Source organism: Gemmatimonadota bacterium (genome assembly GCA_016719105.1).
Lineage (GTDB): Bacteria > Gemmatimonadota > Gemmatimonadetes > Gemmatimonadales > Gemmatimonadaceae > SCN-70-22.
On the sequence record JADKAQ010000002.1, the window covers coordinates 118,533 to 140,086 of the forward strand.

Consider the following 21,554-nt stretch of genomic DNA (forward strand, 5'->3'; position numbering starts at 1 on the left):
GGCACCGCCGCTCGCCGCGCGGCCACCGGCATCCCGCCGTCTCGTCAGGCAGGGCCGCCGAACTGCCGCGAGAGCAGCGCCTCGTAGTGGGCGAACTGGACCTCCGTCGTCCACGTCTCCAGCAGGGCGCGATCGGCCGGTCGCCAGTTGTTGATCGGCGCCTCCAGCGCGGCCCGCACGACGGCGTCGATGTCCGGCGTGTCCTCGGTGACGACGAAGTGCCCGTTCGCCCGGCGCAGCATCGAAGCGCTCTCGCCCTTTTCATCGACGAAGGCGACGATCGGCCGGGCGGCGCCCAAGTACTCGTACAGCTTGTTGGGAACCTGGATGGGCTGGCGCTGCGCGAGCAGCAGCAACACGTCGGCGGCGTGCTGCATCGCGAGCGACTCCTGATGCGGGATGCGCCCGCGCAGGCGTACGATCGACGTCAGCTCCAGGTCGTCGACGAGCGACTGCATCGAGATCCCGTCGTAACGTTCGGCCTCGCCCACGAAGTCGACCTGCACCCCTGTCGACGGGAGCGCACCCGCGCGCCGCAGTCGGGCGACGGCGTGCAGGAAGGGACGCGGGTCACGGCCGGCGTACAGGTTCCCGGCGTGGAGCACGCGCACCGGTCCTGCGATCCGCGTCGCGGCCTCGTGTGATTCCAGTCGGTCGATTCCGTTGAGGATCACCACCGGTGCCGGACGTGAAAGCGCCGAGCGCCGAGCGGCGAGGAGCGCCCCGGTCTGTTCGGTCACGGCCACGACCTGCGCGCTGCGCTTCAGGCACAGTCGTTCCAGCCAGCGGTTCACGGCGCTCGCGTACGGGTGCATGTCGCTGGTCGCGGACCCCGCGTAGATCCACGGATCGCGGAACTCGCAGACCCACGGAATGCCGGTGATGGTGCTGGCGACGAGCGCCGCCAGGTGCGTGGAGAACGGCGGCGCCGTGGACACCAGCACGTCGTAGCGTCGATCGTTGGCTGCCTCGACCACGGCGTTGACCATCGGGAGGATCAACCCCTGCTGGTCGTCGGGGAGCCAAGCGAAGGAGAGCAGGAGCGAACGCGCCCGTGCCAGCAGCCCGCTGTGGGCCGGCGCCGACGACAGCGTCGTCGTCGACGTGGTACTGCGCTCGTCGGTGCGCGCCGTCCCCGTCACCAGTGCCTTGGTGCGCAGCAGCCATTCGCGCGGGCTCGGGTGCGGCGAAATGCGCACGATCTCGCGCAACGACTCGCCCCCCAGACCCGCCGCCGCAGGGGTCGCCGTCACGACGGTCACCTCATGCCCTGCCGCCCGGAGCGCCGCCGCGAGCTTCGCCGGGCGCAAGGCCCCGACCTCGGGGGACGGCGCGTAGAATCGCGTGAGCAGGAGGACCCGCATCGGCCGCTTAGGTTTCACGCGCCCCCCTCGCTCGATCCACGCTCGGCGATCACGCGCGCGGGGTTGCCGACGGCGACCGAGCGGGGCGCGAGCGGCTTGGTCACGACTGCCCCGGCCCCGACGACGGATTGCTCGCCGACGTCGTCGGCGACGATCGCCCCATTCCCGATCCAGACGTCACGGCCCACGCTGATGCGACGGTACTCGCCAGGCTGGTGGCGCATGGGAATGTCGAGTCGCGCGATCCCATGCTGACGGGTTCCGCCCAGCAGCGTGACGTTGGACCCCAGCAGCGTGTCGTCACCGATCGAGGCATGGCCGATGTTGCAGAACGGCCCGATGTACACGCCCTCGCCGATCTCGACGTCCGGCGTGGCGATGATCGTCCCGAAGCCGATGCTGACCTCGGCGCCGCAGCGGCGCAGCGTGCGGCGATAGAAGGCGCGCCGGACAAAGCCCCCGATCACCCCGGGCACGAGTCCCAGGAGCTGGCTGACACCCTGCATCGTCACGTCAGCGCGCGACGGAGCGACGGACGCCCACAGGTGGTACCAGGCGACGCAGGGAAGGGCGAGCACGGTGAAGGCCGCGTTGACCGCTCCCTTGATGGGTGCGCCTACCGGAAGGCGCGCGTCGGCGCGCGGCTGCACCACGTGGCCGCCAGACTCAGAGGGCATGACGAGCCGCCAGCGCGCGTTCGTACACGGCTTCGTACGCGCGCGTCATCGCTGCTTCGCTGTAGGCATCGAGCGCCCGCTCCCGTGCGCGCCGCCCCAGGTCGTGTCGAAGCGCGGGCGCCGCGAGCAGCTCGTCGAGGGCGCGCGCGAGCGCCTCCACATCATCGGACGGGACGAGCCGCCCGGCCGCCCCCTGATCCAGCACGGCCACGTTGCCGCCGACCGCGGTGGCCACGCACGGAATGCCCGACGCCAGGGCCTCGAGCAGGCTGATGGAGGTGCCCTCGGAGAAGGAGCAGAGGACGAAGATGTCGAGGTCGGCCACCAGCGGCGCCACCTCGCGATGCTCGCCGGCGAAGCACACGCGCGCGCGGATGCCTAACGCATCCACCAGCGCCTCGAGCTCGCCCCGCAGCTCCCCGTCGCCGATCAGGGCCAGGTGCGCGGTGGGATGGGTGGGTGCGACCCGGGCGAAGGCCTGTAGCAGCAGTCGCTGGTTCTTCACCGGGGCCATGCGCCCCACGTGCCCGATCACCAGCGCGGCATCGTCCACCGCCATCTGGCGGCGGAGCACCGTCGAGTGCGCCCCGGGGGCGAAACGATGCGTGTCGATCCCGTTGAGGATCACCTGTGGGGCCGGATCGGTGACCCCGACGCGCCCGAGCAGGTCGCGCCGCAACGCCTCCGAGACGGTGACGATCGCCGCCGTCCGCTGTGCCGCGGCACGTTTGATGGGGCGCTCGTGCCACGGTTCTTCATCGAGCAGCCCGTGGACCGTATGCACCACGGGGATCCCCCCCGCCAGGCGCGCCGCCCGCGCGGCCTTGAGCCATACGCCGCTGTGCACATGCACGATGTCCGGTCGACGGCTGGCAAACCAACGGGCCAGGTCGCGCGGCCAGAAGTTCGTCAGCACCCCGGGGGCCGGGACGAGCGCGACCGACACACCCTCGGATTGCAGCTGCTCGCCGATCGCGCCGATCTCATGCGTGCACGTCACCCCGACCTCGTGTCCGCGGCGCGCGAGCGCGCGTATGAGCGTCGCCACGACCATCTCCATCCCCGCGGTGACGAGCGACGGTACGACCATCTCGATGCGTCGCGGCGTCGGAGACAGGGCGCCGGCATCCAGAGCACGGGGAGCAGCGGCGGTCATCGCCCCCCTCCGTGCCCGCGTTCATTGAAATGGTATGTGATGCTCACGCGGCCGCGCTCCACGTCTCGGCGACGCCGCGCACCACTTGATGGATGCCAGCGCCCACGATCATCCCGCAGAGCGCCGCCGCAATCTCCAGCGGCACGACGTGCCCCACCGCCACGATCCCCGACAGTGCCATCACCGCGGCCACCAGCGCCACGCGTGCGACGACGCCCCGCGTCCCGTGGCGCGGTGTCTCGTGAGCACGGGGGACGCCCCCCATCAGTGAGGCAAACATGAAATAGCCGATCGGCAGGGTCAGGAGGCAGATCCACACGAAGTTCATCCACGACGACTTGAGGCGTAGCGCATCGGCGAACGGATACAGCAGCGCCCATCCCAATCCCGCTGAGACCAGCATCTCCGAACGATGCTGCCCATTCCGTCCGTCGTATCCGACCGACAGCCGCCCCCTCCCGTACCTCCCCTCCACCGGTGCCGATGCCGAGCCGTACAGCGCGACGTAGTCGAGCGGCACGCTCACCCACGGCTGACGAAGCCGCAGGTCGATCGCGCGAAGCCGCACGCGAAAGCTGACGCTCGTCAGGCCGCGACTCATCCCCGCGACCTCGTCAGGCACGCCAGACGCGGAAGATACTAGCGATAGAATGTCCTCGCACGATCCGGGATTGGTGCGCCCCGTCACACGCAGCTGGCCTCCATCCCACTCGTCGCGCAATGTCGCCGCCGGTACGGCGTCGCCCCGCCTAACCAGCACGTCTCCGTACCTGAAGTCGGTGAGCCACGGTCCGCGGTCGACGACGGGGGGGACGCATCGGTCGAACTCCCGTATCCGATAATGTCCCATGGGGACGATCGGCCGGAACGCGAAGACCGTGATCGCCACGACGACGGCGGCCCCCACCAGCGCGCGCCAGGCCTGCCGCGCCGCCCGACGAGGGTCCGGAAGCAGGAGCTGGCGCCACCGGGTGATGCCCAGCGCTCCGGTCACCCCTCCCAGCGAATTCCAGACGACGTCCCCCAGCGCAGGATACCGGTAATCGACGATCGTCGCCTGTGCGACCTCGATCAGCGTCGATGCCACCAGCGAGACCAGCAACGCACGCGACACCCCCAGGCCGGCCGAGACGAGCGCGGCGCCAAGGGGGATGAAGAGCGCCACGTTCAGCAGTGCATCCGCACCGCCCCCTCCGCCGCACACCAGGCAGCTCCACGGCGGGACGACGTCCGTCGCGTTCGGGGGGACCCCCGTCCGAAGCGTGAGCAGGGCGATTGCTGCCGCAGCGAGGACAATCGCAAGCAGGGACGTCGGACGACGGATGGTACGCTCCCAATGGATGAGGGGGTATGCCGAGATGGCCTGCCCATCACTCGGCAAGATGGAGGCCGACAGCTGTTCGTGGAACGGCCGTATCGCCGTGCGGGCGCGCAACATGCATCGTGCGCTCCCCGGTTATGTTCCGCAGGCGGCGCGACGGGCATCCGGCTCTCCGGCCCCCCCTTTCGCGCCAAGCATGAGGGCGTGCGTTGCGTCACCCCCGGCGGCGTCGTCGCAGGCAGGAACCACCGCCGCCCCGCCGCGGGGACGGGCAGGCACCGTCAAGAACTTCGACAGTTGGAAAGACGATCGGGCATGATGCACCACGGACGTGAAGCCATGGATCACCCACGCGCCACCGCGTTGCGTGAGACGCAGTTCTCCTGTTCGCAGGCGGACGAATGAAGGTGATAGTCGTCGCCGGGGCGCGCCCGAACTTCATGAAGGTCGCGCCGATCCTGCGGACGCTGCGGGAGCGGGGGCACGCCCCCGTCTTCGTGCATACCGGGCAGCACTATGACGAGGCGATGTCGGCGGTCTTCCTGCGCGAGCTGGAGATCGACACCCCCGACTACCACCTCGGCGTCGGCTCCGGCTCGCACGCCGCGCAGACGGCGCGGATCATGGAGAGCTTCGATCCCGTCCTCGAGGCGGTGCGCCCCGACTGGAATGTCGTGGTGGGCGACGTGAACTCGACGCTCGCCGTCGCCTTGGTCGTCTCCAAGCGACGACACGAGTTGGGGACGCGCCTGGCGCACGTGGAGGCTGGCCTCCGCAGCGGTGACTGGGCCATGCCCGAGGAAGTGAACCGGGTCGTGACCGACCGTCTCTCCGACCTCCTCCTCACGCCGTCGCGCGACGTCGTCGACAACCTGCGCGCCGAAGGGCTGTGGAGCGATCGGTGCCAGTTCGTGGGGAACGTGATGATCGACTCGCTCCTCACGTCGTTGCCACGCGCGCGAGCGGCGGCCCCGGCCTTCGCGCGCCACCCCGCGCGTCCATACGTGCTGGCGACGCTGCATCGTCCCTCGAACGTCGACGATCCGGAACGGCTCGCCGGGATCCTGCAGGCCTTCGAGCGCCTCTCGCACGACCTCGACGTCATCCTCCCCATTCACCCACGCACCCGCTCACGCCTCGCGACGTTTGGGCTCGACGCCCTGCTCGCGCGCCTCACGGTGATGGCGCCGCTCAGCTACCTGGAGATGGTGGCGGCGACCGACGCCGCTTCGGTCGTTGTGACCGATTCCGGCGGACTGCAGGAGGAAACGACGGTGCTGGGCGTCCCGTGCGTCACGCTGCGGGCGCAGACCGAACGACCGGTGACGGTCACCGAGGGGACCAATCGCCTGGTGCCGTGGCCGCCGACCAGCGACGGGGTCGTGGCGTCGGTGAGGGAGGCGTTGGCGCGCGGGCGACGTGGCGTGGGTGAGGCAGCCCCGGAGGGGTGGGATGGGGCGGCGAGCCAGCGCATCGTGCGGGCGCTGGAAGAGGCGATGCCGTGAGCGGGAGGTCGGTCGTGACGGCGGGGGGGAGATCGCCGCAGCCCGGGACGCGCTGACGCGCGACGGAGGGCGATGAGTCCGACTGTCTTGTTGGGGGGCGTGGTCGCGGTGGTGTGCGGCCTGGCCACCGTGGCCGTGTGGGGGGGGTATCCCGCCCTCATCCGGTGGCTGGGGCGTTCCCGCCGGCGGTCGCCGGGGGTGTTGCCTGCCTGGTCGACCCTCCCCTCCGTGAGCGTGATCCTGGCGACGCGCGAGCCGGCGCCGGCGGTGGCGGAACGCGTGCGCAACCTCCTCGACACGGCGCACCCGGCCGACCAGCTGCAAGTGGTGGTCGCCATCGACGGCGCTTCCGACCCGGGCGACTACGGGGACGGCGCGTTAGGCGATCCGCGCGTCCGGGTGGTCGTGGGCGATCCCCCTGGCGGCAAGTGGGCCAACCTGAACGCCGGGGTTCGGGCGGCGAGCGGGACGATCCTGGTCTTTGCCGACACGGCGCAGCGCTTCACCCCGGCCACGATCCCGGCGCTGGTCGCGCCGCTGGCGCGACCCGAGGTCGGCGCGGTGACGGGATGGCTGGAGCTGCCGCCGGGGGTGCCGGCGGTGGTGCGCTGGTACTGGCAGATGGAGCGGGGGCTGCGGCGTGACGAAGCCACGCTGCATTCCTCGATTGGGGTGACGGGGGCGGTGTGGGCGATGCGCCGTGCGCTGTGGGCCCCGCTGCCGCCTCAGGTGATCCTCGACGACCTGTACACGCCGATGCGCCTGGTGCTGGACGGACACCGCATCGCGGTGAGTGCCGAGGCGGTGGCGCACGAGCAGCGCGCGCCGGCCCGGGCGGCGGAGTTCCAGCGCAAGGTGCGGACGCTGACCGGGGTCTTCCAGGTGTGTGCGTTCCTCCCGGGAGTGTTGCAGCTGCGCCGCAACCCGGTGTGGGCGCAGTTCGTCGCGCACAAGTTGTTGCGCCTCACGACGCCCTGGCTGGTGCTCGCGGGCGGCGCGGGGGCGGCGCTCGCCGTGGCGGGCGTGGTATGGGCCTGGCAGGGGGCCGCCGGCCTGGCGGGAGGGGCCCTGCTCCTGGCCGGCATGACGCTGCTGCGACCCGTGCGGGCGATCGCCATCCAGCTGGTCGATGCGCTCCACCTGCAGTTCGCCGCGCTGCGCGCGGCGCATAACGCGGCGCGCGGCCGCTGGGACGTGTGGCGCTGACGATTCTGCGCGCTACGTCACACTGGATCACAACAATCGTGTGAAGGTCGTCGCACCGCGCCCCTCGCCGGGGCCGCGGTGTCATTTGTGTGATGCACGCTACCATCGCCCCGTGATGCCACGCGACGCAAATGTGTGTGGTGCGCCCTCTCGTGAGCGCTTGCTAAGTGACACTTTACCAATGAGTTAGCTCGTTACGCTTGAGCGGGCGACTCGTCTTACCACCGAGGGCTGATCCCCCAGCGACGGATCGGAATCCCTCGGGTCGCCCGGCATCCCCACTTCTGGAAACGCCGGTCGCGAGAAGGGCAAACCCGTGGAAACACGGGGACGCAAAGCCGAAGAGCTAAAGCGATACAACATCGCCATGCTGGCTGGGCTACCGAACGCTGAACTTTCTGGAGGCCGGGAATGTCCGCAGTATCGATCCGCCGGCAGGCGACACAGTTCGCCGCTGCGCTGGGTACGCTCGTAACCTTCGCCTGCTCGTCGGGCGATTCGCCATCAGCTCCGGGCAGCACGACGCCCCCGCCAGCTGCTCCCGTCGCCGCCACCCTCGAGGTCCAGACCAACGGCGACTCCATCTTGTTAGGCACCACGCGTGCCTTCGCCGCCCGCGTCCTCGACCAGTCGGGCAACGTCGTCTCCCTCCCCGTCACCTGGCGCAGCCTCACGCCCACCCTGCTCGAGATCGACGCCAACGGCGTCGTCACGGCCATCGCCCCGGGGAGCGCCTCGGTGCTGGCGACGTCGGGCGCCGCGAGCGACACCGGCTTCGTCGTGGTCCGCGCGCAGGAAACGCCGCTCGTCATCAACCCCGACCTCATCCAGATCGTCGAGGGCGATGAACTGCAGCTGCAAGCACAGATCGCCAAGTCGTTAGGTGCCGGCCAGGAAGCGTCGGACGTCGAGTGGATGTCGACCGATCGCGAGGTCGCGACGATCGACTCCGTCGGTCGCCTCGTCGGCCTGGCCGAGGGCGAGGTCACCCTGGTCGCTCGCTACGGCGCCTACACCGCCGTCGCCAACGCCGTCGTCGTCCCGACGACCGTTGCCTCCATCTCCCTGTCGCCGTCGTCGGCCACCCTCAACGTCGGCATCAAGGAAACGATCAAGGCCACCGTCAAGGACGCCGCCGGCCGCATCCTGACCCGCACCATCACCTGGACCAGCTCCGCCCCGGCCATCGCCAGCGTCGCCAGCAACGGCCAGGTCACCGCCAACAAGGTCGGCTACGCCTACATCACCGCAGCGACCGGCGGCAAGTCGTCGTCGGCCACCATCACCGTTCGCTCGAGCCCCGCGCAGACCGTCGCGGTCACCCTCCCCGCCAGCTCGATCGCCGTGGGCGGCACGCAGGTCGCCAAGGTCATCGCCCTCGACGCCGGCGGAGCGCCGGTCGTCGGCGGCCGCGTCTCCTGGCAGTCGAACAACCCGTCGGTCGCCACCGTGGATTCCACGGGGAAGATCGTCGCCCGCACCGCCGGCAAGGCGCGTATCTCCGCGATCGTCGACGCCATCGTCGGCTACGCGGACCAGACCGTGATCGTCCCGGTGGCCACGAGCATCGACATCGTGCCCGACTCTGCCTCGGTCCCGCTGAACGCCACCGCGAAGCTGACCGCGACGGTCAAGGACCAGCTCGGCGTCGCCCTCAAGACGCAGCCTTCCATTACGTGGAGCAGCGTCCAGCCCGCCCTCGCCTCGGTGAGTGCGGCCGGCGTCGTCACGGGCCTCGCGGTCGGAACGGCCACCGTCAAGGCAACCGCGGGGTCGCTCGTCGCCTCCGCCCCAATCAAGGTCACGCAGGTCCCTGTCGCCTCGGTCACCGTGACGCCGGCGCCCGCCACCGTGGCCGTCGACGACACGCTCGCCCTCGCGGCCAAGGCGTATGACGCCAGCGGCAATGTCCTGACGGGGAGCACCTTCAGCTATACGACTTCCGATCCGACCGTCGCCGATGTCTCGCCCAAGGGCGCCGTCATCGGCTTGAAGGCGGGGACCGTCAATGTCACCGTCACCTCGGGCGGCAAGTCCAAGGTCGACGTGGTGACCGTCTCCGCACCGTTCGTCGCCAACGTGGCCGTCACCCTCGCCAACACCGCGCTCAACCCGGGCCAGACGACGGCCGGCAGCGTCACGGTGACGTCGTCGAAGGGGGCCATCATCACCGGTCTCCCGGTGAGCTGGCGCAGCAGCAACGCGGCCGTTGCCTCCGTCTCGTCGGCCGGTGTCGTGACGGCCATCGGGGCCGGCTCGGCGGCGATCATCGCCACGGTGGGAGGCACCGACGGTGTCGCCACCGTCGTGGTCGCACAGCCCACCGCGCTCCCGGTTGCCAAGATCACCCTGACGGCCAACAGCAGCACCATCAACGTGGGGCAGGGGACGCAGGTCGTCGCCACCCTGTTCGATTCGTTAGGTAACGTGCTCGCCGGTCGCACGGTGACCTGGGCCAGCTCCAACGCGAGCGTCGCCAAGTCGTCCGCCACCGGCTACGTCACCGGCGTCGCTGCCGGGACGGCCAGCCTCTCGGCCACCAGCGGCACGGTGACCGCGACCATCAGCATCACCGTCGTGAAGTCGGTCACCGCGACCGGCCCCAAGACGGTCCTCGTCGCACTCTCCAACAGCGCCCTGCCGGTGGGTGGTAGCGCCACCGCGACGGCCACGGTGATCGACTCGGTCGGGAACACGCTGTCGGGTCTCACGGTCACCTGGATGTCGTCGAACAACGCCGTGGCGTCGGTCGACGGCTCGGGCCACGTGACCGCCCTCCTGGGTGGCTCGGCGAACATCTCCGCCACCGTCGTCGGCATCACGGGGTCGGCCCCGCTGTCGGTGACCGCGTCGACCGTGAGCGTGGCCAGTGTTTCGGTCTCGCTCAATCTCTCGACGCTTACCGTTGGCCAGCTCGGGCAGGCCACGGCCGTGGCGCGCGATGCCAACGGCGCCGTCGTCTCCGGTCACCCCGTGACCTGGAGCATCTCGTCAGGTGCAGCGGTCGCGAGCGTGAACTCGACCGGCCTGGTGAGCGCCCTGTCGGCCGGCTCGGCACAGATCATGGCGACCGTCGGTGGCGTGAGCAACGTCGCGTCGCTCACCGTCAATGCGGCCCCCACGACGCCTCCGCCCAGCGGGACGACGGCGGTGCCGCTGATGGTGACCCGTCTCGTGACCGGCACCGGCTCGGTGCTCGTCTCCAACGGCATCCCGCTCCAGCCCGGCATGCTCTTCTCGACCGGCCTGGGCAACGTCCTGCTGCGCATCAACAACGTCGAGGTCCCCATCGCGGTCTCCGCGACGGCCGGTTCGCACAAGGACGGATCGCTGCGCTCCGTGGTCGTGCAGTTCCTCTACAACGTGCCATCGACCGGCGTAGCGGCCACGTTGCACCTGGGTGCGGCGCGCTCGCAGAACATGGCGGCCGTCGCGATTCCGTCGGCTCCGGTGGCCGCGGCGCTCCCGACCGATCCGAACTACCTGATCGCCACGGAGCTCGTCGGGCCGACCGTGACGCAGGCCGCCAGCAAGGCGTTGAGCGGCTCGTGGAACAAGTACGAGAACGACTTCATCACGTACGCGGACAAGCACTGGGCGCTCTACGGCTCCGACTGGGCCAACACCAACTACTACGACCGCGCGCAGATCTACTACGCCTGGTGGGTGCGCACAGGGAACCCGGAGTACTGGCGCCGCGGCACGCTGACGGCCGTCGACTACCGCACCAAGTACCTCGAGCCCAACAACTACAACGTGACGCACCACTGGTCGCAGCTCGAGGGGCTCACCGATCACTACTGGCTCACCGGCGACGCCATGTCGCAGAAGGCCGTGGGCAAGACCGCCGACGTGCTGGCCTCGTACTACCGCAAGGGAGTCCTGGACGACACGAACCACATCGACATGGAGAGCCGCATCCAGGCGCGCTCGCTGCAGTCGATGCTCCTGGCCTGGGAAATCCAGGCGCCCGGTGGGCCCAACTACGGCCCGACCACGTGGGCGACGCACCTCCCCCTGATGCTTGGCCAGATCCTCAAGGCCCAGAACACCAAGGGCGCGTACATGTGGGGCGGGTACTGCCGCACGAGCATCAACTACATGAACGGGCTCCTGAACGACGCGATGATCCGCTACTCGACGCGCTTCCAGGCCGATAGCCGCATCCTTCCGTCGATCAAGGCCAACGCGGATTGGCTGTGGGCCAACCAGTGGCGCACGGACCAGAGCTTCAACTACCAGTCAGCGTACTGCGCACGGAATGGTTCGAGCACGTCGGCTTCGCACGACCTGAACAACCTGTTCGCCACGACCTTCAGCTGGTTGTACAAGCAGACCGGGCAGACCACCTACCGGCAGGCGGCCGACCTGATGTTCGACAGCGGCGTCAAGAAGGCGTACCTCAGCGGCGTCAAGCAGTTCAACGAGGAATACACCGCGTCGTACAAGTACCTCAGCTACCGGCAGTAGGCACAGCGAATCGCTGCACTCAAGGCCTGCGCTCCACCACGGGGCGCAGGCTTTGTGCTTTTTGTGTGATGTCAGGGGGGCTTCAGGCGTCGGTGTCGTCGATGGAAGTGCCGCACGGCACAGCGCGCTCGCGCCTGAGCTCGCACTCTGCTCTCGCTCCCGCGCAGGCATTGCGTGCGGGGCTCATCAACGGGATCTTGTCTTGCCTGCAGCGGCCGTCCTGCAGGACCCTGTCACGAGTCGAATGCGCGCTATCCTGCGGTCCGCCGTTCAGCTGTTGTGCTCGCTCTCGCTCGGCGCGGCCGTTGGCTGCGGCGGTGACGGCGAGCCCCCGCTGCTCTCCACGGGACCGACCAACGACCCCGTGGCGGTCACGATCGCACTTCCGGCCAAGCAACTTCCCATCGGGGCGGAGGTTCAGGCGACGGCAACGGTGTACGACGCCGGGCATCCCGTCGCTGTCCACGGGCTCACCTGGAGCTCCACCGAGACGACGGTGGCCCTGGTTTCCGACTCGGGGATGGTCAAAGCCGTTGGCCCCGGCTCGGCGATGATCCGTGCAACGATCAAGAACGTCTCGGGAGGCGACTCGGTCGTCGTCCTCGCCCCCCCGCCGCCCCCACCGCCCGTCGTCGCTTCGGTGGCAATCTCGCTGAGCGATTCCTCGCTGACGGTCGGCGAGTCGGCCGAGGGTCGCGCGATCGCGAAGGACTCATCCGGTGCAGTGGTCGATGGGCAGGTGGTGGTCTGGGCCATCGATAGTGGCGCGACCATCGCCAGCGTCTCGAGCACCGGCGTGGTCCGCGCGCTCGCGGCGGGGACCGCGTCGTGCGCGGCGCCGTCGGTGCAGTGAGTTCGACCGTCACGATCACCATCGCCGCCGCCCCGCCCCCGCCGCCGCCGCAGCGTCGTCGCCAGCCTCGCCATCGCGATCGGTCTCACGACGCTGCAGGTCGGTCAGGCGACGCAGGCGGTGGCCGTTGCCAAGGACTCGGCGGGGGCTGTCATCACGGGGGAGGTCATCACCTGGAGCGTCGACAGCGGCGCGACGGTGGTGAGCATCTCGACGTCAGGGGTGGTGAACGCACTCGCCGCGGGAAGCGCTCGGATCAAGGCGACCGCAGGGACGGTGAGCGCCCTGGCCGCCATCACGGTCGTCGTTCCGCCCCCCCCACCCCCGGTCAGCGCCACGTCGGTGCCGTTGATGGTCTCGCGCCTGACGGCGGGGGCCGGTTCGGTGCTCGTCAGCAACGCGGTGCCGCTGATGCCCGGGATGCTGACCGTCTCAGGGTTGGTCAACGTGCTGGTGAAGATCAACGATGTGGAGGTGCCGATCTCGGTGACCCCCACCGCCGGCGCGCACAAGGATGGCTCGTTGCGCTCGATCGTCGTGCAGTTCCAGTACGACGTGCCGCCCACGGGGATCGCGGCGACGCTGCAATTGGGGACGGTGCGCTCACAGCACATGTCGGCGCAGCCCATTCCGTCGATGCCCGACGCCGTCGCGCTTCCGACCGATCCGACCTACCTCATCGCCACCGAACTCGTCGGCCCCACGATTTCGCAGGCGACGAGCAAGGCGATGGGCGCGTCGTGGCTCAAGTACGAAAACGACTTCGTCACCTTCGCCGACAAGCACTGGACCACGTACGGCTTCGACTGGGCATCGACCAACTACTACGACCGGGTGCAGATCTACTACGCCTGGTGGGTACGCACGGGAAATCCCGAGTTCTGGCGTCGGGCGACGCTGATCGCCGTCAACTATCGCCAGAAGTACCTGGAACCCAACAACTACGCTTCGTCGCACCACTGGTCGCAGCTGGAAGGGCTGGCCGATCACTACTGGCTCACGGGTGATCCCGCCTCGCAGCGAGCGGTGGGGCGCACCGCCGACGTGCTGGCCTCCTACTACCGAAAGGGGGTTCTGGCGGACACAAATCACATCGACATGGAGAGTCGAATCCAGGCGCGATCGCTGCAGGCGATGCTGCTTGCCTGGGAGATTCAGGCTCCCGGGGGTGGGACCTACACGCCGTCCACGTGGGCCACGCACCTGCCGCTGATGCTCGGCCAGATCCTGCGGGCGCAGAACTCCACGCGCGCCTTCAAGTGGGGCGGCTACTGCCGCACGAGCATCAACTACATGAACGGGCTCCTCAACGACGTGATGATCCGCTATCACGAGCGATTCGCGGCCGACCCGCGAATTCTCCCGTCGATCCAGGCCAACGCCGACTGGCTGTGGACCAACCAGTGGCGGCAGGACCAGAGCTTCAACTATCAGTCGGCCTTCTGCGCGCGGAACAACTCCGGCCCTGGTCAGTCGGTCGACTTGAACGGGCTGTACGTGACCACCTATTCCTGGCTGTACAAGCAGACCGGGCAGTCGTCCTATCTGCAGGCGGCCGACGCGATCTTCGCCTCAGGGGTCAATCGCTCGTACCTGACGGGCGACAAGCAGTTCAACCAGGAATACACCGCCTCGTACAAGTACCTGTTCTACCGGCGATAGGCGGTAGTACTAAGGGCGACGGGGGGAGACGCTCCCCGGAAGGGACCACGGGGGGTCGGGCGGAGCGATCGGGCGAGGGTCGAGGGGATCGGCGGCGGTGCGGTGTAGAATATGCACCGCTGAGGAGCGACCGCCCTCTCACCCCCGTGTTCACGTTCCCGATGTCGACCCCGCTGATTTCCTACCGCCTCGCGCTGCTCCTCGTCTGCTCGGCGCTCCCCATCTCGCGCGGGATCGCCATGCCCTCCACCGCTCCGAGCGGGGACGGGCGCAAAGCCTCCGCCACGCCGGATTCCGTCGCGCTGATCGTGACCCGGCTGACCGGGCAGGCTGGCGAGGCGCTCGTCTCGAGTGCCATCCCGTTGCGGCGGGGGGCAATACGCCCGGACGCCGTGAGCGGTGCGCGGCTGGTCGTGGATGGCGCGCCGGTCGATGCGGCGATCGACGGGACGACGGGGTTGCACGCCGATGGCTCGCTCCGGTCGGTCGTGGTGCAGTTCCGAACCGTGCTGCGCCCGGGCGACCGGGTAACGGCCTGGTTGATTTGGGGGGGGAGCCCGACGGGACCACGGCGTGCCCAGCTGCTCGATATCCCGCCGTATCCGGAAGCGGTCGCCTTGCCGACCAGCGCCGACTATCTCATCTCGACCGACCTGGTGGGCGAGACGGTCTCCGTGGCCGAGAGCCGGCGTGCGGGAGCGGTCTGGACCAAGTACGAGCGCGACTTCGATCAATGGGCCAACAAGCACTGGCTCGGCAACGGAGCCGACTGGGCGGCGGGCAACTACTACGATCGCGTCCAGATCTACTACGCCTGGTGGGTGCGGACCGGAAACATCGAGTACTGGAAGCGCGCGACGCTCATGGCGCTCGACTATCGCACCAAGTACCTCGAGAAGAACAACTACACCAGCTCGCATCACTGGGCGCAGCTCGAGGGGCTGGCGCTGCACTACCTGCTCACGGGCGATGTGCGGTCGCGGGAGGCGGTCGAGCGGACGGCGCAGATCCTGAGCTCCTACTACCGTCGCAACGCGCTCGGCAAGGTGAATCACCAGGACATGGAGAGTCGCATCCAGGCCCGTTCGCTTCGGCGGCGCTGCTCGCCTGGGAGGTCCAGAACGGCGACGCCGGGGCGGGGTACGCGAAAGGGTGGGGACGGGACCTGCCGCTGATGCTGGCGCAGATCCTCAAGGCGCAGCGACCGGACGGCTCGTTTCTCTGGGGCGGCTACTGCACGTCCAGCATCAACTACATGAACGGCATCCTGAACGATGTCCTGATTCGCTACTATACTCGTTTCCGAGCGGACAGCGTCATCGTCTCCTCCATACGGCGGAACGCGGACTGGTTGTGGGCCACGCAGTGGCGCCCGGACGGGAGCTTCAACTACCAGTCGATCCGCTGCGGTCGGAACAACTCGGGGCCGTCGAGCGCCCCGGACCTCAACGGCCTGTTCGTCACGACCTACGGCTGGTTGTACCAGCAAACGGGCGATGGGCGGTACCGGGACGCCGCAGATCAGATCTTCGCGACGATCCAGCGTGGGACCTATCTGCAGGGCTCCAAGCAGTTCAACCAGCTCTACACGACGTCTTACCGCTATCTGGCCTACCGGCGCGGCGGAAAGGCGGGGTGATGAGCCGAGGCTTTATTGGGATGGGGGCGACGGAACCCATCTTGCAATGCAGATGACGTTCGATGCCTGTAACCGCAGGCCCGAGGCACAGATACGACGGCGTAGGCGACCTTCCGAGCGGGACGAATCCAGGTGAGAGCACAGCGAGCGAACGCAATGGCGATGAACGCCCCGACGACCCAAGGGCCTGGACTGGCCGGGTACGCCGAGGAGTTCTACCGCCGTTTCGAGGTCCGGGCGCCCATGATCACCATGGCGCTCATCCTCATCGTCGCCGTCCGCATCCACGAGCTCGTCCCGCTGCTCGCCAAGATCCGCCCTGCGCTCCTGCTGTCCGTCCTGGGGGTGGGGTACCTGTTTACCCGCACCCCGGTGGATATCTGGCGTGCGGCGTTCCGGGAGCCGTTGGTGAAGCTCGTGATCGCCTTCTACGTGTGGGCGATGATCGGCGTGCCGTTCGCGCTGTATCCCGGGCTCGCCGTCGATTCGGTCACGACGCCGGTGGTGACACAGCTCGCGGTGCTCATCGCCCCGCTCCTGTGTGCACCAACCGAGGACAACCTGCGTTGGCTGCAGCGCGTGTACGTGCATGGAATGGCCGCGCACATGCTGGTCGCGTTTGCGGGCGGCGTCATGGAGGGGGGGCGTCTCTACACGTTTGGCGGCGGCCTCGATTCCAACGACTACTCCGCCATGGCGGCGATCACGTTCTTGTTAGGCGCCGGCCTGCTGCAGACGGAAAAAAAGGGGCTGTGGCGCGTGCTGGCGTTCGTCTCCTCGGCCATCCTGGCCCTCGGGGTGGTGAAGAACGGCTCCCGCGGCGGGACGCTTGCCCTTGTCTTCGGTGCGCTTGTCTTCCTGATCGCGTCGCGCGGGTCGCGCCGCTTTCTCTACGCCGTCCTCTTTGTCGTCGGCGGGGTGCTCATCTGGAACGTGTCGCCCTACAAGTTTCGCAAGCGCATGATCGACCTGGTCAGCGGCACGGAAGACTACAACTACACCGAGTACAGCGGTCGAAAACAGGTGTGGGCACGCGCCAACATCTATATCCAGCGCCACCCTGCCATGGGCGTCGGGATCGCCAACTTCCCGATCATGGAAGGACAGTACCTCGAGGAGCATGGCAAAGTCGGCAAATGGTCGGCAGCGCACAACGCCTACTACCAGGCGACGGTCGAACTCGGGCTCCCCGGTGGATCCATGTTCATCGGAATGCTCCTGATCGCGCTGTACAAGGGATGGAGATTGCGACGGTCATTTCGCGACACGGCGTCGGGGGAACGATTGAACCGACCGGAGTACGTCGCAGCGATTGCGGCGTTCGCGATGGCTGCCGTGTTCCTGTCGCACGCCTACTTCTATCTCCTCTACGGCTTGCTCGGGCTGATTGCCTTTGCCTGGCGCGTGGCGGGGATGGATCGTGGGGCCGCTGCGCCGATGGGATCGGCGCCGCAGTTGCAGCCCGTGCCGGCGGCGCAGCCGGTTGCCGCGCCGCAGTACGCCGGCGCCCTCCAGTCGGGTCGCCGACCGGCTGCCACCGCCGGCGGCTGGCGCTCGCGCGCCGGGTGGCCCGGACAGCGCGGACGGTTCGCGCCGTGATCGACACTGCGCGCCCCGGCCACGGGGCGAGCCCGCGCGATGGAGGTAGTGTCGAGGTTCGCGCTGGCGTTGCAGCTGGCGCGGTCCCCTCCGTCGTGGCGGTCATCGACACCGTCATCCTCTCGGGCCCCGGTCGTCAGCTGGTGGCGCAGGCGGTCCTGCAGCGATCGCGCGGCACCGCCTTCCGTATCGTCACCTTCCGGCGCACCGGACGACCGGTCTCGCCCTTCGTGGCCTACGCCGAGGCGCGCGGCGTGCCGTGCGAGGTGATCGAGGAGACCGGGCGCCTCGACATGTCGGTCCTCCCTCGCGTGCGCGAGGCCTTCGCGCGTGCCGGGGCGACGGTCGTGCAGACGCACGGCTATCGCCCTTCGGCGATCGTGCGGTCGTTGCGGGCGTTAGGCTGGTACGCCGGCGGCTGGGTGGGCTTCTACCATGGCGCGACGGCCGAGGACTGGAAGGTGCGCTTCTACGACGCGCTCGACCGTCGCCTCCTGCGCTCGGCCGACCAGGTCGTCGTGATGTCGCGCCCGCAGCTCGCCCTGTTCGAGGACCTTGGCGCGCGTGCGGAGCTGGTCTTCAACGCGGTGCTGGACGAAGGGGCGGTGGCCGGGGCCCAGGGCGGCGCGCCGCTGTTCCCGCCGCCGACGGTCCCGCGCCTTGCCGCGATCGGGCGCCTGAGTCCCGAGAAGGGGGTCGACATCCTCCTCGAGGCCGCGGCGTTGCTCAAGGCCGAGGGAGTTCCCTTCGAGTTGTTCCTGGCGGGCGACGGCCCGGAGCGGGCGGCGCTCGAGGCGCAGGCCGCGGCGCTCTCGTTAGGTGACGAGGTGCGCTTCCTCGGACAGGTCCACGACGTGGGCGCGCTGTATCGCGCCATCGACCTGCTCGTGATCCCGTCACGCAGCGAAGGGCTCCCCAATGTGCTCCTCGAGGCGCTCCGGCACGGCCGCTTCGCGGTCTCGACGCGCGTGGGGGCGGTGCCCGACGTGCTCGAAGGGGCGCGCGCCGGGATCATCGTCCCACCCGAGGATCCGCGCGCCCTGGCCGACGCCATCGCGCGCGGGATCGCCGAACGCGAGGCGCCCGGCGTAGCCGAGGATCGCGAGGCGATCATCGCCCGCTTCTCGCTCGAGTCACGCGTGCGCGCGCTCGAGGCCATTCATGCACGCGTGCGGGCGCACGCCGTCTCCGTCGCCGGCTGATGTGTGGCATCGCGGGCGCCGTCGCGCTCTCGCCCTCCGCCGCCCCGCGGCGCGAGGTGGTGGAGGAAATGTCGCGGTGCATCGCGCATCGCGGCCCCGACGGCGAGGGGTTGTGGACGTCGCCCACAGGGCGCGTGATGATGGCGCACCGACGCCTGGCCATCATCGACCTCGCGACCGGTGACCAGCCGCAGTTCTCGCCTGATGGGCGTTTCGCCCTCGTCTTCAACGGCGAGATCTACAACTACAAGGAATTGCGGGCCGAGCTCGAGCGCGATGGGTGTGCCTTCCGCACGCAATCCGACACCGAGGTGCTGTTGCACCTGATCGCCCGCGAGGGCGATGCCTGTGTGGAGCGCCTGCGCGGGATGTTCTGCTTCGCCGCCTGGGATCGCAGCGAGCAGCTCCTGGTGGCGCGCGATCGCGTGGGGAAGAAGCCGTTCTACTGGTCCGTGCGCGATGGCATCTTCTACTTCGCCTCCTCGCTGGAGGCCGTACACGCCGCGTTAGGTGCCCCGCGCACCCTCGACATGGCGGCGCTGGACGACTACCTCACGCTCGGCTGGGTCCCGGCGCCGCGCACCATCTTTGCCGGGATCCACAAGCTCGAGCCGTCGGTCGTCATGACGCTCGACCAGCATGGCGCACACAGCCGCGTGTACTGGGACCTCGCCGCCGATCGTGACCCCTTCGAGGGATCGCTCGACGACGCGGCCGACGCACTGCTCCCTATGCTGCGCGAGGCGACGCGCATCCGCCTGCGAGCCGATGTCCCACTCGGGATCTTCCTGAGCGGCGGGATCGACTCGAGCCTCGTGACGGCGATGGCGATGCAGGAAGACGCGACGCTGCACACCTACTCCATCCGCTTTGACGACGTCGAGTCGGACGAGCGGCTTCGCGGCACGCGTGGCCGAGCACCTCGGGGCCTCACACCATCATCGACGCCCCCGCGGCCTCGACCGACCGGCTCCCCACCCTCATCCGCCACTTCGGCGAGCCCTTCGCCGACTCCTCGGCGATCCCCACCTCGGTGCTGGCGCAGTACGCTCGGCAGCATGTGACGGTGGCGCTGGGTGGTGACGGGGGCGATGAAGGATTCGCCGGCTACTCGTGGTACCAGACGTTCCACAAGGTGCGCCGCCTGGGCAACATGATCCCCGCCGGGGCCGCCTCGGCCGCGGCGCAGCTGATTGCGCCTGGCGGAGCACGGAGCGCCTTCGCACGGCAGCGCGGCCGCGTGTCGCGCGGCCTGCGCGCGCTCGAACCGGGGAGCGATGCGCAGCGATACGCCGCGCTTCGTACCCTGCTCGGCGCCGCCGAGCGGCGCAGCTTGTACGCCGGTGCGCTGTACGAGCGGCACCGCGCTGGGGCGATCGATCCGTCGGGGATGATCGCGCTGTTCGATCGCACCGAGGGGAGCGCCCTCCGCCGCATGCGGTGGGTCGACATGCGCACGTACCTGGCGGATTGCCTCAACGCCAAGGTCGACGTGGCGACGATGGGAGTGGGGTTGGAGGCGCGCGCCCCGTTGCTGGACCAGGAGGTGCTGCGATTCGGCCTGTCGCTCCCCGATGCGCTCCTGGTCGACGAGCGCGGCGGGAAGGCGGTGCTGCGGACGTTGCTGGCGCGCTACGTCCCGCCGGCGCTCTTCGAGCGCCCCAAGCAGGGCTTCACGCCGCCCGTGCATCGCTGGCTGCGCGAGGGGATGCGCACGCGGCTCATGGAGCTCCCGCAGTCCGAAGCGCTGCGGTCGTTAGGCGTGCTGCGCCCCGAGGGGATCCAGCGCCTGGTCGACGAGCACCTGCACCACGTGCGCGATCATGCCGACCGGCTGTATGCGCTCCTCGTGCTCGACGGCTGGCTCACCTCGGTGTATCGCGCGTGAGCGGCGTGCGTCGGGCCATCGCCCACGCGGCGTGCGGGCTCGGAGTCGATGCCATGGCGCGGCGAGCGCGCGTCCCCTCGCTGCTCGTGGTGTGCTATCACGGGATACGCCCGGACGAGTCGGCGAGTCGCCACTGGCTGCTCCTGCCGCAGTCGGCGCTGGAACGGCAACTGCGCTGGTTGCGGTCGTCGTACGACGGTATCCCATCGACGAGGCACTGGCGCGCTTGTCGGCAGGCGAAGGGCACCGCCCCATGGCGGCCATCACTTTCGACGACGGCTATCGCTCCAACGCGACGCTCGCCCTCCCGGTGCTGCAGGCGCTTGGACTCCCCGCGACGATCTACCTCACCACCGGGCACCTCGACTCCGGCGCCCTGCTCTGGACGACCTGGCTCGATCTCGTGTTGCAGCCGCTGGGTGCGGGCGCCCCGCTGGCTCGCCGATCGCTGCGCCCCCGTGGCGCCTGGACAGGAGGCGCTCAAGCGCATGGCGTCGGGCGATCGGGAGGCGCTCCTTTCGCAGCTCCGCGAGGAGGTGGCGAATGACGCGCGCGTCCAGTCGTCGCTCGCGCGTCACGCCCTCGACTTCGCGATGCTCACCTGGGATGAGGTGCGCGCCGCGGCGCGATCCCGGCTGTTGACCTTTGGAGGACACACGGTCACGCATCCCATCGTCTCGCGGTTGCCTGACGCCGACGTGGAGGCGGAGATCGGCATGTCGATGGATCGGGTGGCCCGGGAAGTGGATGCCATCACACGCACCTTCGCCTATCCCAACGGCCGCGCCATCGACTTCGACGCGCGCGCGGTCGACGCGGTGCGGCGCCACGGTGGAACGGCGGCGGTCTCGACGATCGAGGGAATCAACCGGCGCGATCTCCAACCGTTCGCCCTTCGCCGGCTCGTCGTGGGCGACCGGGACACCGATGATGCCGTCTTTCGGTTGCGCGCTGCGGGGCTTTGGAGCGTGGCGGCATGACGCCGCGCCCGGACGCCGCGGTGCAGGCCCCG

Annotated in this window: 17 protein-coding genes and 1 riboswitch; of the genes, 13 read left to right on the forward strand and 4 right to left on the reverse strand. The window is 69.2% G+C overall.

Features of this window, described 5'->3' with window-relative positions; genetic code table 11:
* Positions 1-44: 44 nt before the first annotated feature.
* Genes IPN47_04160 through IPN47_04175 form a run of 4 tightly spaced genes read right to left on the reverse strand, consistent with a single transcriptional unit; the run spans position 45 to position 4,635 of the window.
* On the reverse strand, positions 45-1,382 hold the full coding sequence (locus tag IPN47_04160) for a glycosyltransferase (protein MBK9407241.1): 1,338 nt from the start codon (positions 1,380-1,382) through the stop codon (positions 45-47).
* Complete coding sequence (locus IPN47_04165; protein MBK9407242.1) at positions 1,379-2,041, reverse strand: acyltransferase; 663 nt, start codon at positions 2,039-2,041, stop codon at positions 1,379-1,381. Before IPN47_04165 ends, IPN47_04160 begins: the two co-directional genes overlap by 4 nt.
* A complete protein-coding gene (locus tag IPN47_04170) occupies positions 2,031-3,197 on the reverse strand; it encodes a glycosyltransferase (protein ID MBK9407243.1) in 1,167 nt (388 codons plus the stop codon). The genes IPN47_04165 and IPN47_04170 overlap by 11 nt, the downstream gene beginning before the upstream one ends.
* A 43-nt stretch (positions 3,198-3,240) precedes the next feature.
* Positions 3,241-4,635, reverse strand: coding sequence for a VanZ family protein (locus IPN47_04175; protein ID MBK9407244.1), 1,395 nt, complete (start codon positions 4,633-4,635; stop codon positions 3,241-3,243).
* 284 nt (positions 4,636-4,919) lie between these two features.
* Here IPN47_04175 and wecB point away from each other — a divergent pair, with 284 nt between their 5' ends.
* The 13 genes from wecB (at position 4,920) to IPN47_04240 (ending at position 21,522) form a co-directional block, all read left to right on the forward strand.
* The gene (wecB, locus tag IPN47_04180; protein MBK9407245.1) at positions 4,920-6,023 is read left to right on the forward strand and encodes a UDP-N-acetylglucosamine 2-epimerase (non-hydrolyzing); all 1,104 of its coding nucleotides are present in this window, start codon (positions 4,920-4,922) and stop codon (positions 6,021-6,023) included.
* Between the two features lie 72 nt (positions 6,024-6,095).
* Entirely contained in the window at positions 6,096-7,229 is a 1,134-nt protein-coding gene (locus tag IPN47_04185; protein ID MBK9407246.1) for a glycosyltransferase, read from the forward strand.
* A gap of 297 nt (positions 7,230-7,526) precedes the next feature.
* A riboswitch (cyclic di-GMP riboswitch) is annotated at positions 7,527-7,616 on the forward strand.
* A 24-nt stretch (positions 7,617-7,640) separates the two neighbouring features.
* Positions 7,641-11,699 carry an Ig-like domain-containing protein gene (locus IPN47_04190; protein ID MBK9407247.1) on the forward strand — a complete coding sequence of 1,353 codons (4,059 nt, stop codon included), beginning with the start codon at positions 7,641-7,643 and terminating at the stop codon, positions 11,697-11,699.
* Between the two features lie 244 nt (positions 11,700-11,943).
* The gene (locus IPN47_04195; GenBank protein MBK9407248.1) at positions 11,944-12,552 is read left to right on the forward strand and encodes an Ig-like domain-containing protein; all 609 of its coding nucleotides are present in this window, start codon (positions 11,944-11,946) and stop codon (positions 12,550-12,552) included.
* A gap of 120 nt (positions 12,553-12,672) precedes the next feature.
* The gene (locus IPN47_04200; GenBank protein MBK9407249.1) at positions 12,673-14,214 is read left to right on the forward strand and encodes a hypothetical protein; all 1,542 of its coding nucleotides are present in this window, start codon (positions 12,673-12,675) and stop codon (positions 14,212-14,214) included.
* A 161-nt stretch (positions 14,215-14,375) separates the two neighbouring features.
* Positions 14,376-15,389, forward strand: a complete 1,014-nt coding sequence (locus IPN47_04205; protein ID MBK9407250.1) for a hypothetical protein — start codon at positions 14,376-14,378, stop codon at positions 15,387-15,389.
* A complete protein-coding gene (locus IPN47_04210; GenBank protein MBK9407251.1) occupies positions 15,389-15,853 on the forward strand; it encodes a hypothetical protein in 465 nt (154 codons plus the stop codon). Before IPN47_04205 ends, IPN47_04210 begins: the two co-directional genes overlap by 1 nt.
* Positions 15,854-16,015: 162 nt before the next feature.
* Complete coding sequence (locus tag IPN47_04215) at positions 16,016-17,452, forward strand: O-antigen ligase family protein (protein MBK9407252.1); 1,437 nt, start codon at positions 16,016-16,018, stop codon at positions 17,450-17,452.
* Entirely contained in the window at positions 17,449-18,654 is a 1,206-nt protein-coding gene (locus tag IPN47_04220; protein ID MBK9407253.1) for a glycosyltransferase, read from the forward strand. Before IPN47_04215 ends, IPN47_04220 begins: the two co-directional genes overlap by 4 nt.
* Complete coding sequence (asnB, locus tag IPN47_04225) at positions 18,654-19,718, forward strand: asparagine synthase (glutamine-hydrolyzing) (protein ID MBK9407254.1); 1,065 nt, start codon at positions 18,654-18,656, stop codon at positions 19,716-19,718. Before IPN47_04220 ends, asnB begins: the two co-directional genes overlap by 1 nt.
* Positions 19,688-20,542 (forward strand): hypothetical protein, encoded by an 855-nt coding sequence (locus tag IPN47_04230; protein MBK9407255.1) that lies wholly within the window; start codon positions 19,688-19,690, stop codon positions 20,540-20,542. Before asnB ends, IPN47_04230 begins: the two co-directional genes overlap by 31 nt.
* 253 nt (positions 20,543-20,795) lie before the next feature.
* A complete protein-coding gene (locus IPN47_04235; GenBank protein ID MBK9407256.1) occupies positions 20,796-21,089 on the forward strand; it encodes a polysaccharide deacetylase family protein in 294 nt (97 codons plus the stop codon).
* Positions 21,031-21,522, forward strand: a complete 492-nt coding sequence (locus IPN47_04240) for a polysaccharide deacetylase family protein (protein ID MBK9407257.1) — start codon at positions 21,031-21,033, stop codon at positions 21,520-21,522. The genes IPN47_04235 and IPN47_04240 overlap by 59 nt, the downstream gene beginning before the upstream one ends.
* Positions 21,523-21,554: the final 32 nt, after the last annotated feature.